Origin of the sequence: Mageeibacillus indolicus UPII9-5, from assembly GCF_000025225.2 — a bacterium.
Lineage (GTDB): Bacteria > Bacillota > Clostridia > Saccharofermentanales > Fastidiosipilaceae > Mageeibacillus > Mageeibacillus indolicus.
In genome coordinates, this window is the sequence record NC_013895.2 from 781776 (window position 1) to 796143 (window position 14368).

Consider the following 14368-nt stretch of genomic DNA (forward strand, 5'->3'; position numbering starts at 1 on the left):
TGGAGCGAAAAATGCAAAAAGTTAAACACACTGTGGTTGAAAAAATAAGTGATACGCTTGAAAAAAATTATATGCCTTATGCGATGAGTGTTATTGTTTCGCGTGCTATTCCTGAGATCGACGGATTTAAGCCATCGCATCGTAAGCTTTTGTACACCATGTATAAGATGGGCTTGCTCAGCGGCAGTCGGACGAAATCCGCCAATGTCGTTGGGCAAACGATGAAGCTTAATCCGCACGGCGATGCTGCTATATATGAAACGATGGTCAGACTTACGCGCGGCAATGCTTCATTGTTGCATCCGTATGTTGATTCCAAGGGAAATTTCGGTAAACAATATTCTCGCGATATGCAGTTTGCTGCTTCACGTTACACCGAGGTAAAGCTAGACAAGATTTGTACTGAGTTGTTTAGAGCGATTGACAAAGACGTGGTTACTTTTACCCCAAACTATGATGCCACGATGCAAGAACCTACTTTGCTTCCGGCAACTTTCCCTTCCGTGTTGGTCAATGCCAATCAGGGTATTGCTGTTGGTATGGCCAGCAATATTTGTCCGTTTAATCTGCGCGAAGTATGTTCTGCCACAATTGCTTACATTAAAAATCCAGACTGTGTGATTGAAAAATACATAAAAGGCCCTGATTTCCCGGGGGGAGGAGAGTTCATTGTCGATCGGGAAGAATTAGCGAAAGTGTTTGACAGCGGGCGCGGAACTTTGCGTTTGCGAGCTCGTTATCGTGTAGATCTAAAGAATCGCTTAATTGAAATTTATGAAATCCCGTATTCAACAACGGTTGAGGCTGTTCTGGATAATTTGGCTGAGCTTGTGAAAGCTGGTAAAGCTAAGGAAATAAGCGATGTGCGCGATGAAACTGACCTTAACGGCTTAAAATTGACCATTGAGCTTAAACGTGCTGCAGAGCCGGAAGCGTTAATGAATCGATTGTTTAAGCAGACATCACTACAAGCTAATTTTGCCTGCAATTTCAATGTTTTAATTGACGGCCGTCCGCGGGTGCTTGGTGTTAAACAATTGATTGGTGAATGGCTTAATTTCCGTCGTACTTGTGTGCGCCGTGAAACGGCGTTTGATTTGCAGGAAAAGCAGGCCAAACTACATTTGCTAGAAGGACTGAATACGATTATGCTTGATATTGATAAAGCTATTCGTATTATTCGTGAAACAGAAAATGAAACGGATGTCATCCCAAATTTATGTCGGGGGTTTGCTATAGATGCTGTTCAGGCTGAATACATCGCCGAGATCAAGCTGCGCAATTTAAACCGCGAATATTTGCTGAAACGAACGGCTGATCGCAGTGAATTAACTGAAGAAATTGCGCAATTGCAAAACCGACTTGCTTCAACGTCTTTGCTTGATGCTGAGATTATCAGGACTTTACAACAAGTGGCAGAAAAATATGGCCAAGATCGGCGAACTGTATTGATTGATGCCGGAGAAATAACGGAAATTACCGGTGAAGATTTAATTGAAGATTACCGTCTAAAATATTTTTTGACTGCTCACGGTTATCTGAAAAAATTACCTTTAACCTCTTTGCGTTCGGCTGGGGAATTAAAAATTAAAGATGAAGACGAAATAATAAGCGAAATTGAAGCGGGAAATAGGGATGAAATAATGGTCTTCACCGACCAGGCCAACGTCTACAAAATTTCTGGTCACGAGATTAAAGACTGCAAACCATCCGAATTGGGGGAATACTTGCCCGGGTTGCTTGATTTTGCTCCTGAAGAAAAAGTTATTTATTTGCATGTACCAGGTGAATATGTCGGAGACTTTATGTTCGCTTTTGCCAACGGAAAAGTTGCCAGGGTTCCGGTCAGTGCCTATAAAACTAAGACTAAGCGCCGTAAACTGGTTGCAGCTTATTCAGATAAATCACCTTTGGTTGGTATAGAATTTGCGCCGGAAAACAAATCATATGTCCTCATTTCTAACCTGAGCAAAGTTTTGATCTTTGACTCCGAGCAAATTCCAGCTAAAGTAACTCGAAATAATCAGGGGGTACAGGTTATGTCGGCTAAGCGTAATTCTGTTGTCAATAAATTTTCGACACCGGAAGCGGCTGGTATTCAGGATTCTCCATATTATCGCACCAAAAATTTGCCGGCTATAGGCTATTATTTAAAGGAAGACATGGTCAAAAATCGCCAAATGACAATTAGCTGACCTGTTAATATGAGGAAATTATATTGTAGGAGCCTGTTCAATCATGGGTAAAGACGTATATATTCATATAGATGATAAAAATATCGGCCATCCGTTGCGACGTTATAGAAGACTCGTTGCTTGGATTATGATTTGTCTGATTTTTGCAGCGGTTATTTTAACAACTTTATGGTACGGGTTGCAAAATTTACAGCCTAAATATGTTTATCAAGGGTTTATTACCGCATGGGAAACCAAAGATTACGATACCGCCAAAAATCGGTTGGTGGATTTGAAAGATGGTGCTTTGTCGGGCAACAAAAAACGGAAATCCAATTACGCTGGCTATTGCGTTAAGGCGGAGGATACTATTCGAGCTAAGCGGGAAGCTTACTTTTCGACTTGGCGGCAAAATTCAGCTAAAGAAACTCCTTTAAAAATCAACGATGACGGTCGAAATTTTATGCGTGCTTTTAAGGAATATAACAGGCCGTACATTCATGACTATATGGTTACGGTTTGCAACGATATTATGGCGGAAAAAATTACTACGTCGCAAGGCGAGAAAATCTTCCGTCTGCTTGGTGAGATTCCTGAAGTTGGAATGGAAGCGCAAGAATATTTAAAAGTCCTTCCTTCTTTGGGTGATTTCAGCGGCAAATACAAGATGGCGGTTAAAAGCGCTGACCTTATCAACCAAGCAAAACTTTTTCAGCAGATGTTGAGTTCAATCAATGGGGCCGATATGAAGGCTTTACATGCTCTCTTTAACGGTGAACTTAATAAACTGTTGGTTGAAATACGTAAGAATGACCTCGCTGCGGCGGAACATGCTTTGCTTAGCGGACAATATTATACAGCTAAAAAGAAAATTGCCGAACTCAGTCCTCTTTTTGCTAGTGAGGCTAAATTTAAAACTTTGCAGAGTAAAGTACAAGCTCTGAATCTGCCGGAGCTAGTTGAGTACAGTGGACCGGTTTATGCCGTTAACCTACTGCCATTGGTAAGACATCCGCAAGTGGCGATGAATTCAGCTTTGCGCAAATTTTATATGCAAAAAGTTTTGCCGCAAGAGTCGGCTTTGGCCGTGTTAACTTCATTACACAGCCGAGGCTTTGTACTGGTTAACCCTTTGAAGCAGTTGGATAAAAATGGAAAGTTTCGGCCTTGGTTGCTTCCTGCTGGCAAAAAGCCGTTGGTGTTGACTATTAACGGGATGAACTATGACAATGTGCGGATGGTGAGTGGTAGCTTTAAAAATTTGGCTGTCGTTAACGGGCGTAGAGTCAGTCAATCCATTGCGCCTGACGGTTCGGTGTTAGTGGAAGAAGACGCTGAAATTACCGGTTTAGTTGACAGATTCGTAAAAAGCAATACGGATTTCAGTTTTGACGGCGCACGCGGCATTATTGCACTAAGTGGGCGAAAACCTACTTTTGGATATGTTACTACGACCAAGCAGATGCGTGCGATAAATGCTGAATTGGCTGAACAGCAGAAACCGCTTTATGATGTTTCAGAAGATAATTTGAAACTGCAACAACGTCAGGCTAAGGCGGTTGCTGACAATCTTAAGGCGGAAGGCTGGATTTTTGCCTCTGCCGGTTACGATATAAAAAAGTTCGATGATTTGTCTTCAACGGAGTTAAAGCAGGATCTGGATTTGTGGCGAGAAACTATGGTGCCGGTCATCGGCGATACCCATATTTTCAGTTTTTTGGGTATCGGCGCGCCTGGTTGGGAAGATGCCAAATTGCAATTGCTGAAAAACTCTTCCTATTTTGCTTTTATTCAAAACGGTTCGCAGTTCTTAGCTGCCTCGGCGGAACATCCGTGGTTTATTAATTCAGTCGATATAAATCCACTGCAGTTGTATTTTAATAAGTTGGATGAATTGATTGATTGCCAAGCGGCTTACAAGGGGATAATTCATGCCAAAATGTATGATCCGCCTCGCACCGAACGCCCAACCAAGCGTAGGCGCCGCTAGGTATCCGCTAACTTAGTCTTTGCGTAATTGATGAACGAATGTTTTATAATAATGTCCGTTGCGGACATAAGTGATCCGTCCACTGAGCTCACGGCCAAGTCAACGGCCAAGCTAACGGCCTAAGAAAAACTCGTGATACAACTCTTTTACGGCGTATTGGCAGTATTCTTCGCGTATTCCGATTATTATACTAAGCTCGGAAGCTCCTTGACTTATTAACTCCATGTTGATGCCAGCTCTGCCCAAAGCAGAGGCTGCGCGTGACATAACCCCTACTGTTTGTGCCATTGCCGCGCCGACGAGCATGACCATGGCCAGGCCTCGGACAACATTAATTGACGTTACGCCAAGTTCATCATTTAAACGACGTCTTACCATGGCTTCTTTTTCTTGGGTGAAGACAGAGTTTCGCATTACTATAGTTATTGAATCTATTCCGGAAGGCATGTGCTCGAAAGGAATCTCAAGTTCATTCAAAATCTTTAGAACACGATAGACGAATCCGACTTTTTTGTTCATTAAATATTGTGAGATATGCAGGTAACAAAAACCTTTACTGCCGGAGATTCCGGTCACTATACCATCAAAATCGATGCGAGAAGCGACAATTTTGGTGCCGGGAGAATTAGGATTGTTAGTGTTACGAATGCAAATCGGTATGTTGCAGCGCAATACCGGCTCTAAAGTCTCTTCATGCAAAACGGAAAATCCGGCATAAGCCAATTCCCGCATTTCGCTGTAAGTCATTTCTCGTATAGGTGCCGGATGCGGTATTAGATTAGGGTTGACGGCAAAAACCGAGTCTACATCCGACCAGTTTTCGTACATTTCGGCCCCGACAGCCGCCGCCAAAATCGCTCCGGTTATATCCGAACCGCCTCGGGAGAAAGTGACAATTTTACCAGTTTCGGAATAGCCGAAGAAACCTGGAAATACCAATAAGCCGGGCATATCTTTAAGCTTGGACAGTTCACAATATGACTCCGGTAAAAGCTGACCGTTACCATGTTCACCTGTAAGCAGCATACCTGCTTTGCCAGGGTGTATATAAGTAGCCTGTTCCCCCATAGCATTCAAGTAAGCGGTGACCAGACGCGCACAGTTATCTTCTCCCGCAGCTTTAAGCGCATCAGTAAGTTCTTGCGGAGAATTACGATAAGTGCTTATGCGTTCGGCCAGATCGGCACGTACTTCTTGTTCAAAATCATGTTGCAAATGCATTTCGCGGGCTATGCCGACGAAACGTTTAAGAATAAGTTCAAGCTCATTATTCCCGGCGTGACCGGCGATAATGGCTTCAGCTAAATTAATAAGCAAATCTGTGACTTTAACGTCTTCTCGATTGCGTTTGCCCGGAGCTGAAACGACAATAATTTTCCGAGAGCTATCACTAAGAACAATGTCACATACTTTACGTATTTGGTCAGCGTTGGCTAAAGATGAACCGCCGAATTTGCAAACTTTCATTATATGACTCCTTTGCGAAAATAAATACCAGCTATACGGCAATAACATCTATCAAGAGCATCATTAAACATCTATCAAGAGCATTGGCAGAAATATACATTGTTAATATATCACAAAAATTGTGTAATGACTTGTTTCACTACACGTTTTAAAATTAGTGTGCTATATTATCTTAGAACGTTAAGATATTAATATGTAACTGGAGATATTTACCTTTGCTTAAGCGATTTTTTCAACCGGACGCCTATTTCCGCAGTTTAGCGGATATAGATTTTAATTCTTTATATGAGCAAGGTTATCGATTGGTTTTGTTGGATATGGACAATACACTTATCCGCGACGGGCATAGGGAAAGGACGGCCTTTTCTGACTTGCAAATTAACCGAATGCTTGATGCAGGCTTCAAATGTCTAATACTCAGCAATGGCCCGGCAGAACGCGTGAAACCATTTGCTGATTTACATCATTTGGATTTCATTGCTGATTCAGGCAAACCGTCACGCCGTGGGGTGCACTTGGCCTGCCAAAAATTTTCGCTTTCGCCTAAAGAAACATTGTTAATCGGCGACCAAATTTTCACTGATGTTCTATGTGGCCGTCGTTCCGGTGTTTTGACTTTGTTGGTGGCCCCGTTAGCCACGGGTGAGAAGTGGTACATCCGGATAAAGCGGATTTTTGAGCTGCCTTTCATTAGCTCGCTTAAGATGAACAAAGGTTTGCCATCCAGCGGAAGAAAAATATTTGCTAATTGGTTGGCTAGAAGGAGGTTTAAAAATTTACGGCGCTTTTTGCCTCGACGGCGTTTAAGAACTTTGCCACACCGAAAAAATATTTTTTCCCGCTTGCTCAAGAGACGACATTATCACTTTTTTTATTTGAAAAAGCCGTCTGATTACCACATAAGTAACGGATAAAAATAAAGTTTAGCGATTTGTCGCTCGACAGATTACAATCAGACTATAAAGTTATATAATGAAAACATTATCGCGAATTCGGTTCGTTGTTGTAGATAGAGAGCAAAGCGCTGACAAATAACGAAAATGGCAAAAGAGTAAACAGAATAATAAATTTTGCAAATGAACTATATTAAAATAAACTATATTAACAAGTAAAAGTTAACAATAGAGGAGAAGGAGGGTTATATGGCTAACCTAAAAAAAATTGAATTTTATCGTGCAAGGCGTATAGCGGCGTTAAGAGAATGGATGGCTGAACGAAAGCTGGAGTCTGTTTTGCTGTACAGCCGTGAAAACACACGTTTCTTCGCGGGGTTCACCGGCACGGAGTCTTATGCCTTGATCACGGCAAAAGACTTATATCTTTACTTGGACAGCAGATATATTGAGCAGGGAAAAATTCAGTCTTCCGAGTATATGATTGTTCCGGTGACCAAAGCGGCATTGACGGTAGTAAGTGAACATCTGGCAGAGATAAAAATAAAAGAAGTCGGTTTGGAAGCTGACTATCTTCCGTGGACAATGCAATTAACCTTGCAGAGGAACAATCCTTCGGTCAAGTTTGTGCCGTTGGGCAGCGAACTTGCTGAATTGCGCTTAATCAAAGATGAATGGGAATTGGCAATGCTGCGTAAAGCAATCTATATTTCCGATGAAGCTTGGAGACAACTTCTACCGACAATCAAGGCAGGACAAACGGAAAATCAGGTCGCAGCTCAACTTGAACATAATATGCGTGTTCTGGGAGCTTCGGCACCTTCATTTACTACAATAATCGCTTCCGGCTTGCGCAGCGCCTTACCGCATGGAGTTGCTAGCGATAAAGTGATTGAAGATGGCGATTCCATAACAATGGATTTCGGTGCGCTGTATGAAGGCTATTGCTCAGATATCACTCGTACCGTATTTTTAGGAACACCGAACCCGAAAATTTTGGAAATATACAATATTGTCCTAAAAGCTCAGACGGCCGGAGAAAAATTTCTGCGGGCCGGCGTTAAGGGCAAAGATGTGGATGCCGTAGCGAGAAATATCATCAATGACGCAGGCTATGGCGAATATTTTGGCCACGGCCTCGGTCACAGCTTAGGCTTGGAAATCCACGAGTCACCTCGCTGCAGCAAATATTGTGATACGGTTTTGCAAGCAGGGTCAATGATGACAGTCGAACCGGGAATTTACATTCCGGGAGTAGGCGGCGTAAGAATCGAAGATACTTGCCTTGTACGGGAACATGATTGTGAAGTTATAACCGCCGCTACAAAAGAAGTTGTCTTGTTACATTAATTTTGTTAGAATAACCTAGTTATACTTATTTATTGAATTTATATGAAAGGACGTGATCATTATGTCACGCAAATCGGTCCCTTCCGTCAAAATAAGAAAAGGGCGGAAGCATACCTTTTTCATAGTGGCTCTTATCATTGCTCTGCTAACCGTCATTTCTTACACCGGTATCAGCGTTCCTGAACCGGGCGGCACCAAGATCCGTTTGGCCGGAGCTTCGGAAATACGCTTTGGTATTGATATCCGCGGTGGCGTTGAAGCTGTATATGCTCCCAAAAATTTTAAAGGCAAACCGACTGAAGATCAGTTGCAGGCCATTAACAAAATTATGGAGACCCGCCTTGATAATTTGAATATTTTGGACCGTGATATTATCATTGACCGTCAAAACGGGTATGTAATCGTTCGTTTCCCGTGGAAATCAAAAGAAGCTGTTTTTGATCCGGCCAAGGCTATGAAAGAACTTGGGGAAACTGCTCATCTTACCTTTAAAGATGAAAGCGGTAAGGTCGTACTCGAGGGCAGCGATGTTAAAAAAGCTTCGCACGAAGTGAACACCCAAAACGGTGAAAACGTTGTTTCTTTGGAATTAACTCCGGAAGGTGCGAAGAAATTTGCGGTTGCTACTAAAGAAAACCTCGGCAAAAATCTGTCCATTAACATGGATGAAAAGATGTTGTCAAATCCTAGGGTCAACTCTGTTATTTCGGAAGGACGAGCTATGATTTCTCCTATGGAGTCGCCTAAAGCGGCGGTGGATTTGGCTGGGAAAATAAATGCCGGCTCTCTACCGTTTGATATTGAAGCCATTAGCTCGAGTTCGATATCTCCGTCTCTTGGTAATAACGCCTTAAGCGTAATGTTAAGGGCCGGAATTGTAGCATTCATTATTTTGAGTATATTCCTATTGCTGTATTATCGTTTGCCGGGTTTTGTGGCAATTATCGCCTTGCTAGCGCAGATTGTTGGTATTATGCTCGGTATATCCATCCCACAACAGACTTTGACCTTACAAGGTATTGCCGGTATCATTCTTTCAATCGGTATGGGTGTTGATGCTAATATCATAATCTCTGAAAGAATCAAAGAAGAACTACGTGGCGGGGCCACCTTGCTAACAGCTATTGCTAGCGGCTTCGATCGGGCATTTTCATCAATCCTTGACGGTAATGTTACGGTGGCTATTTCCGCAGTGTGCTTAATGGTCTTCGGAACAGGCTCAATGCTTTCATTTGGCTATTCACTGTTGCTTGGTGTTATACTTAACCTTATTTGCGGTGCAACGGCTTCGCATTTGATGGTAAGCTCTTTAGCTGCATTTAAACAATTGCGTAACACTTGGCTGTATGGCGATTACAGTGCAAAGCAAAAAGCTCGTAAAGAGGGAGGGGCGTTATGACTCAGAATATACCGTTTAAGATGAGTTTTTATAAGCAACGCTATAAATTCATCGCTTTTTCTTCGTTGCTTTTATTGATTGGAATTATTTCTGCTATAGTTTTCGGCATGAAATTGGATATCCAGTTTAAGGGTGGTTCAATCGTAAAAATGAGTTTCGCCGGTGATGTCGATTTGAGCAAAGCGGAGGAAGTAGTTTCTAATGCAATTAAAAAACCTGTTTCGATGCAAATCATTTCCAGTTTGGAATCAAGCAGCGAAAAAAAGGTGCGCAGTCTGGTTATTAACGTTGCCGACAATCAGGCTCTGAAGACAGAGGAACAGATGGCGATGACGGAAGCACTGCAGAAGGCTTTCCCATCTAACAACATAACTTGGTCGGAAGCTAGCTTGGTTAATCCATTTATCGGTCAACGCACTTTGACCAATGGTCTGTTGGCGGTTCTGGTTTCTTCAATTCTGATCGTTTTGTACGTTTGGATAAGATTTAGAACCATTTCGGGTGCTTCAGCCGGTATCTTTGCCTTGATTGCTTTGATTCATGATGTTTTAATTGCATTCTTTGCGTTTGTTGTTTTCAGGTTTTCACTGAATGAAACAGTAATCGCTGTTGTCCTGTCAATTTTGGGTTGGTCTGTTAACGACACAATCGTTATTTTTGACCGGATCAGAGAGAATGAACGCTTGTACGGTGGCAAAATGACTCTGCCTGATTTGGTTGATATGTCTATTAATCAATCTTTTACTCGTACGCTAAACACAAGTATTTGTTCTTTCGTGGCAATTTTAATGGCCTTCGTTTTCGCCAAAGTATATAATTTGTCGAGCATTGTTGAGTTCGCTTTGCCGATGATGGTAGGTGTAATAATCGGATCTTATTCTTCAATTTGCTTGGCAACTCCGCTTTGGACGATGTTTAAAACGCGCGGCGGACGAACTGGCTACGAACATTAATTACATTGGCAGTTTTAGATTTGCTCGGTGGGGGGAGTTTTTCCCCCCTTTTTTTATTTTATTTTTTGCTATATAATACTTATCTTTCAGGGAGGTACGTATGGCACAATATAATATTGCTAATCAAGCTGTAACAAAGGAAAACTTTGACCCGGCTGAACATAACTTAGTTGTAATTCTAACAAATGACTTAATTGAGCAACGCGACAGACTGTTTGCGGACGGTTGGGCTGATATGCTAAGAGCTGCAGTAAATAACGGCAAAACTGTGGTTGTCATTGTTTTAGATAATAGGTCTGAAGATATGTGTATGCCTTCAGGCTTGACCTATACAAGGTTGGCAATCAACAAATCTGATCTTGCCGAGGCTTTGGCTAATTTGAAAACAGAACCGGAAAAAACAATTTACATTGCAACCGATCATACGGTTATTAATTCTTTAGCTGCGTCCAAGCTGCAGTATATCGATCCGGAAACAATTGTTGATTGGCGACAAGGAATTCGTAATCCCTTGCTTTTTTTAAGCGGAGAAGCGAGAACGGATTATCTAGCTTTGGCGGCAGCTTTGCCCAAAGACGGGAAACTGGCTGTAGCTTTTTCTGGGGGGGTCGACTCAAGCTTGTTGCTTTATGTGGCTGACCGCGTACTGGGGGGACAAAATGCTACCGGGATTCTCGGTATATCTCCATTTACTCCACGGCGTGAAATTCAAGCTGCTCTCAGCATGAGTAAGTCTTACGGTTTGGCACTTAGTACAGCCTCATTTTCTGACACTGAAATGCGTACATTATATCCGAATCCAGAAGACAGATGCTATCACTGTAAAAAGATGCTGTTCTCAAATTTTATAGATTTTGCCGTCAAACATGGGTTTCCATATTTGGCTGAAGGATCTAATTTGGATGATATGGGAGACTATCGCCCGGGGCTTAAAGCAATTGCCGAATTGCATGTGTTGAGTCCTTTACGGGTAGCACAGTTTGACAAAAAGAAGATCCGTTCTTTATCTGCCGCTTTAGGTTTACCGACAAAAAACATGCCTTCATTAGCCTGCCTAGCAACGCGAATGCCGTATAACCATACGATTGATCCGGCCATACTGGGTAAGGTTGATTTGGCTGAGGAATTTTTATTAAACAGGGGGTTCAAACAGGTTAGAGTACGTGTACACGGCGATTTGGCCCGAATTGAATTGGCCCCTGCTGAGTTAACGTCGCTTTTAACAAACAGTGATTTGCGTCTAGAAATAAATCAATATTTATGTGGTTTAGGCTTTAATTATGTTACCTTGGATATCATTGGCTACCGTACTGGCAGCATGAACTTGAATGTTAATAGTGTGAATAGAAAATAAATTAGCAGCAGATTAAAACTGTAAGTAGCAGATTATATTTGTAAAATGTTATAACGATAGAAACAGGCAGCTTTGCACTTGGTTAAGCTGCCTGTTTCTATTCGACTAAGACGGAGCTCTTGGGATTTATACGCCGCGTTCCGCCATCAGTGTTCTTATTTCTTCTTCATTAATTCCTACCATGGCCTTACCGAGGCCGGTGGAAACTTCCGCGAGTACGGCCGGATCATTATAATTACGTACTGCCTTTACAATAGCTCTAGCGCGTTTTTCAGGATCACCGGATGCAAAAATACCGCTTCCTACAAATACGCCTTCTGCACCCAACTGACGCATTAAAGCAGCATCGGCAGGAGTAGCCACGCCGCCGGCCGAAAAGTTCGGAACAGATAATTTACCGTTGTCATGAACATACTTCAGCAGTTCATACGGGACAGCATAATCCTTGGCGGCGTGATAGAGTTCATTTTCAGCCATTGAAACTACGGCGCGAATTTCAGCTTGAATTTGTCTCATATGCGAAACTGCTTGAACAACATCACCTGTACCGGCCTCACCTTTAGTCCGAATCATACAAGCTCCTTCTTGTATTCGACGTAATGCTTCGCCCAAATTGCGAGCCCCACAGACAAATGGGGTATTAAACTTGGTTTTATCGACATGATAAACGTTGTCGGCCGGTGATAGAACTTCACTTTCATCAATATAATCGATGCCGATGGCCTCCAAAATTTGTGCTTCCACAAAATGACCGATACGCACCTTAGCCATAACCGGAATGCTTACCGCTTCCATAATACTGCGAATCATTTTTGGATCTGACATGCGCGATACTCCGCCGGCTGCTCGAATATCGGCCGGAATGCGTTCCAAAGCCATTACGGCGACAGCACCGGCTGCCTCGGCAATTTTTGCCTGCTCGGGTGTGGTGACATCCATAATAACGCCACCGAGAAGTTTTTGATTGATAGCAGTTTTCATTTGAACCTCCATACATTTTTTATTTGAGTTTAATACGTAGCAGCCAAAATCAAATGCCCAAATTACGAAATAAAAACCATACCAACTTGTTCATGCTGAACTTGTTTTAAAAACTAATTTAAAGTACAATGTAAAAGGTCATGTTTGGCCAACAACTTTGATAATTTTATATGGAGGAGATTACCATGGATAAACTTTACTATATCCTTGCTGCGGTAATCGGCCTTGCTCTGGGAATTGGCATAACCTATTTATTTTATCGTTTGGATCTTAACAAAGCTCGGGCTAAACTGGTCACTGAAAGCAAATTGGCCGGTGAAAAAGCTGAGCAGGCTTACAACGAAGCATGTAAAAACGGTGAAAGCAGAAAAAGGGAATTGCTTTTACAAGTCAAGGAGGAAATTCAACGCTCCCGTATTAATCTGGAACGAGATGTACGTGAACGCAAAGCTGATTTACAGCGTGAGCGTAACCGAATTGATCAAAAAGAAGAGCAACTTGAAAGACGTTTGGGTGATTTGAGCAACCGAGAAGAGAAGTATGAAACAAAACTTGCCGCGTTGCAGGATGAAGAACGTCGTATCGCAGAAATGGAAGAAACTAAGAAACTGGAACTCGAAAAAATTTCGTCTTTGTCGATGGAAGAAGCCAAAAATCAGGTGCTTTCTTTAGCTAAAGATACTTACCGTCATGAAATGGCCTTGATGCTGCGACAGATGGAAGAAGAAACTAAAGATAAAGCTGAGTATAAAGCTAAAGAAATTATCGCCACAGCGATTCAGCGTTACTCAGCAGACTGTGTCTCTGAAACAACGGTATCCGTAGTCAACCTACCAAGTGATGAGATGAAAGGGCGGATTATAGGGCGCGAAGGTCGCAACATAAGAGCTATTGAAACCATAACTGGCGCGGATTTGATTATTGATGATACTCCTGAAGCGGTGATTGTCTCGTGCTTTGACCCGATTAGGCGTGAGATCGCTAAGCTTACGATTGAAAAACTAGTCTTGGACGGCAGAATTCATCCGGCACGAATCGAAGAAATGGCGGAAAAATCGCGTAAAGAGATTGATGCCATCATTAAGCGAGAAGGCGAACGTGCCTGCTTGGAAACGGGAATTATGGGCATGCATCCCGAGTTAATGAAATATTTGGGCCGTATGCATTACCGTTACAGTCATGGCCAGAATTGTTTAAAGCATTCTCTCGAAGTGAGTTGGCTATGCGGCTTAATGGCAGCTGAGCTTGATCTGGATGTAACTATGGCGAAGCGTGCCGGGCTTTTGCATGATATAGGCAAGGCAGCCGATTTTGAGCTGGAAGGATCCCATGTGACGATTGGAGGAGATTTGGCTCGTAGATTTAACGAACCTCCCATCGTTATTAATTCTATCGTATCGCATCATGGCGACTGCGAAGCTTTAACTCCTATTGCAGTGTTAGTGGCTGCGGCCGATGCTTTATCGGCAGCAAGGCCGGGTGCAAGACGTGAAAATGTAGAAACTTACATCAAACGTATTCAACGTTTGGAAGAGATAGCGATGTCGCATGAGGGAGTTGAAAAATGCTACGCTATAAAGGCGGGTCGGGAAATAAGAGTTTTGGTTCAACCGGAAAAGGTCTCCGATGAAGATATGATTTTGACCGCTCGGGAGATTTGTCATGAGATTGAAGAAGAACTTAGCTATCCCGGAACGATAAAAGTCAATATGATTCGTGAAACCCGTGTCTCCGATATGGCAAAGTAGGATGCTTGTCCTGAATTGCCATAGTACAAATTATGTATGACGATTAATAGTAAGTTAAG

10 protein-coding genes are annotated in these 14368 nt (G+C 42.5%); 8 read left to right on the forward strand and 2 right to left on the reverse strand.

The window, feature by feature from the left end; all coding sequences use genetic code 11:
* The first annotated feature begins 11 nt into the window (after positions 1–11).
* Entirely contained in the window at positions 12–2195 is a 2184-nt protein-coding gene (locus HMPREF0868_RS03575; protein WP_012993334.1) for a DNA gyrase subunit A, read from the forward strand.
* Between the two features lie 43 nt (positions 2196–2238).
* Positions 2239–4164, forward strand: a complete 1926-nt coding sequence (locus HMPREF0868_RS03580; protein ID WP_012993335.1) for a hypothetical protein — start codon at positions 2239–2241, stop codon at positions 4162–4164.
* A 111-nt stretch (positions 4165–4275) separates the two neighbouring features.
* Here HMPREF0868_RS03580 and HMPREF0868_RS03585 read toward each other — a convergent pair whose 3' ends face one another.
* Positions 4276–5631, reverse strand: coding sequence for an aspartate kinase (locus tag HMPREF0868_RS03585; RefSeq protein WP_012993336.1), 1356 nt, complete (start codon positions 5629–5631; stop codon positions 4276–4278).
* Positions 5632–5846: 215 nt separating this feature from the next.
* Here HMPREF0868_RS03585 and HMPREF0868_RS07905 point away from each other — a divergent pair, with 215 nt between their 5' ends.
* The 5 genes from HMPREF0868_RS07905 to larE all read left to right on the forward strand — a co-directional run bounded on the left by HMPREF0868_RS07905 (position 5847) and on the right by larE (position 11580).
* Positions 5847–6545: a YqeG family HAD IIIA-type phosphatase gene (locus tag HMPREF0868_RS07905; protein ID WP_012993337.1), complete on the forward strand. Its 699-nt coding sequence runs from the start codon at positions 5847–5849 to the stop codon at positions 6543–6545.
* A gap of 228 nt (positions 6546–6773) precedes the next feature.
* Entirely contained in the window at positions 6774–7874 is a 1101-nt protein-coding gene (locus tag HMPREF0868_RS03595; RefSeq protein ID WP_012993338.1) for a M24 family metallopeptidase, read from the forward strand.
* A 61-nt stretch (positions 7875–7935) separates the two neighbouring features.
* Entirely contained in the window at positions 7936–9273 is a 1338-nt protein-coding gene (gene secD / locus HMPREF0868_RS03600; protein WP_102892312.1) for a protein translocase subunit SecD, read from the forward strand.
* Positions 9270–10226: a protein translocase subunit SecF gene (secF, locus tag HMPREF0868_RS03605; RefSeq protein ID WP_012993341.1), complete on the forward strand. Its 957-nt coding sequence runs from the start codon at positions 9270–9272 to the stop codon at positions 10224–10226. The genes secD and secF overlap by 4 nt, the downstream gene beginning before the upstream one ends.
* Positions 10227–10326: 100 nt before the next feature.
* Positions 10327–11580: an ATP-dependent sacrificial sulfur transferase LarE gene (larE, locus tag HMPREF0868_RS08225; RefSeq protein ID WP_012993342.1), complete on the forward strand. Its 1254-nt coding sequence runs from the start codon at positions 10327–10329 to the stop codon at positions 11578–11580.
* 126 nt (positions 11581–11706) lie between these two features.
* Here the strand turns inward: larE and pdxS are convergent, their stop codons facing one another.
* A complete protein-coding gene (gene pdxS, locus HMPREF0868_RS03615; RefSeq protein ID WP_012993343.1) occupies positions 11707–12573 on the reverse strand; it encodes a pyridoxal 5'-phosphate synthase lyase subunit PdxS in 867 nt (288 codons plus the stop codon).
* Between the two features lie 173 nt (positions 12574–12746).
* Between pdxS and rny the strand changes: the two genes are divergently transcribed.
* Positions 12747–14309, forward strand: a complete 1563-nt coding sequence (gene rny / locus HMPREF0868_RS03620; RefSeq protein ID WP_012993344.1) for a ribonuclease Y — start codon at positions 12747–12749, stop codon at positions 14307–14309.
* Positions 14310–14368 lie beyond the last annotated feature (59 nt).